Source organism: Pseudomonas sp. K5002 (assembly GCF_013386655.1).
Taxonomy (GTDB): Bacteria; Pseudomonadota; Gammaproteobacteria; order Pseudomonadales; family Pseudomonadaceae; genus Aquipseudomonas.
This window is the reverse complement of sequence record NZ_JACARK010001222.1, coordinates 1-1,358: the sequence shown is the minus strand read 5'-3', so window position 1 is coordinate 1,358 and position 1,358 is coordinate 1. Positions and strand designations below refer to the sequence as shown.

Here is a 1,358-nt window from a genome sequence, read left to right as displayed (position 1 = left end):
CCCAAATAACGGATATTCACTCACTCACTCAATCAATCAACCCAACCCCAACCGCTCATGCCACTCGGCAATCGACTCCTCTGGATACTCCTCAAACTCCAGATCCCCCGCGCGAACACTCACCTCAACCCACGGCGCCTTCGACCCCAGCATCAAATGCGTATGCTCCGGCGGCACCGGCAACGGCGTATCAATCGCCGAAGCAAACGGATGAATCAACTCCGGCCACTGCGGACTGAACAACCACAACCCCGACCCACACTGCGAACAAAAATGCCGCTCAGCCGTACTCGCATGCGCCCGGCTATCCCCCGGCTCTTTCATCCGCGCGTGATAAATCGAAATCAACTTGCGCCCCCGCACCTTGAGGCTCCTGGCATCCCCCCCAAGGTTGATCGCATACCCGCCACCCCCCTGGGTCTTGCGACAAATCGAGCAATAACACCGCTGATAAGGGTAGGGATGCGCACTCTCAAGACTGAACGAAACCGCGCCGCAATGGCAGGAACCTTCAAGCTGCATGACCAGATCTCCTTCGCAAAAGGGCAACGTTAGCTTAGGCGCCCGGCAGCCGGGGCGGTTCCATCTCGGGCATCAAGGTCGCGATCAACGCCCGAATCGTCCCCGGCAACGCCTCCAGTTCCCGCACCAGAATACTGCGCTCGCGCACTGCCCAAACTTCATCCAGCTTCACCGTCACCAGTTGCATGGTCCGGCTGTGCCGCACGGCGGCCGACTCGGGAATGATGCCGATCCCCACGCCCGCCTCAACCATCCGGCAGATCGCCTCGAAGCTCGACATTTGAATGCGCAACGACAAGTGCTTGCCCAGCCGCTCCACATGCTCACGCAGGAAACTCAGCAACGTGCTGCCGTCATGCAAGCCGATATGTTGATAAGCCAGGGTTTGCTCCAGCGTCACCGAAGGCAGGCCCGCCAGCGGATGCCCCACCGGTACCGTCAGCACCAGGTGGTCGGTGCTGAAGTGCAGCACCTGCAAACCCGACGCTTCCACAGGCCCGGCGATGATGCCCATGTCGCTGGTGCCATCCAGCACGCCCCGCACGATATCCCGCGACAGCCGCTCCTGCAGGTCCACCGTCACGCCGGGGCGCTGGGACAGGAAGCCGGCCAGCACCTCCGGGAGAAACTCGGTCACGGCGGTGGTGTTGGCAAAAATGCGGATATGCCCGGCCGAGTCGATGCCGTATTGGGTGAACTCGCTTTTCAGGTAATCCACCTGGCGCATGATCAGCCGCGCATGGTGCAGCAGCCGTTCGCCCGCCGGTGTGATCTCCACGCCACGGCTGTCGCGGTACAACAGGCGGGTGTCGAGCTGGCCCTCCAGGGCCTTGATC

Annotated in this window: 2 protein-coding genes; both read right to left on the bottom strand. The window is 61.7% G+C overall.

The genetic code is table 11. The annotated features are described in order from the left end of the window. Positions 1 to 36: 36 nt before the first annotated feature. A complete protein-coding gene (locus HX846_RS35095; protein WP_087694984.1) occupies positions 37 to 522 on the bottom strand; it encodes a GFA family protein in 486 nt (161 codons plus the stop codon). A gap of 34 nt (positions 523 to 556) precedes the next feature. Continuing rightward, on the bottom strand, positions 557 to 1,358 hold an 802-nt coding region (locus tag HX846_RS35090; RefSeq protein WP_178967243.1), incomplete at its 5' end, for a LysR substrate-binding domain-containing protein.

What these genes read in the sequence shown, in the direction of transcription:
- HX846_RS35095 (WP_087694984.1), bottom strand. Translation starts at nt 522, where the DNA reads ATGCAGCTTGAAGGTTCCTGCCATTGCGGCGCGGTTTCGTTCAGTCTT.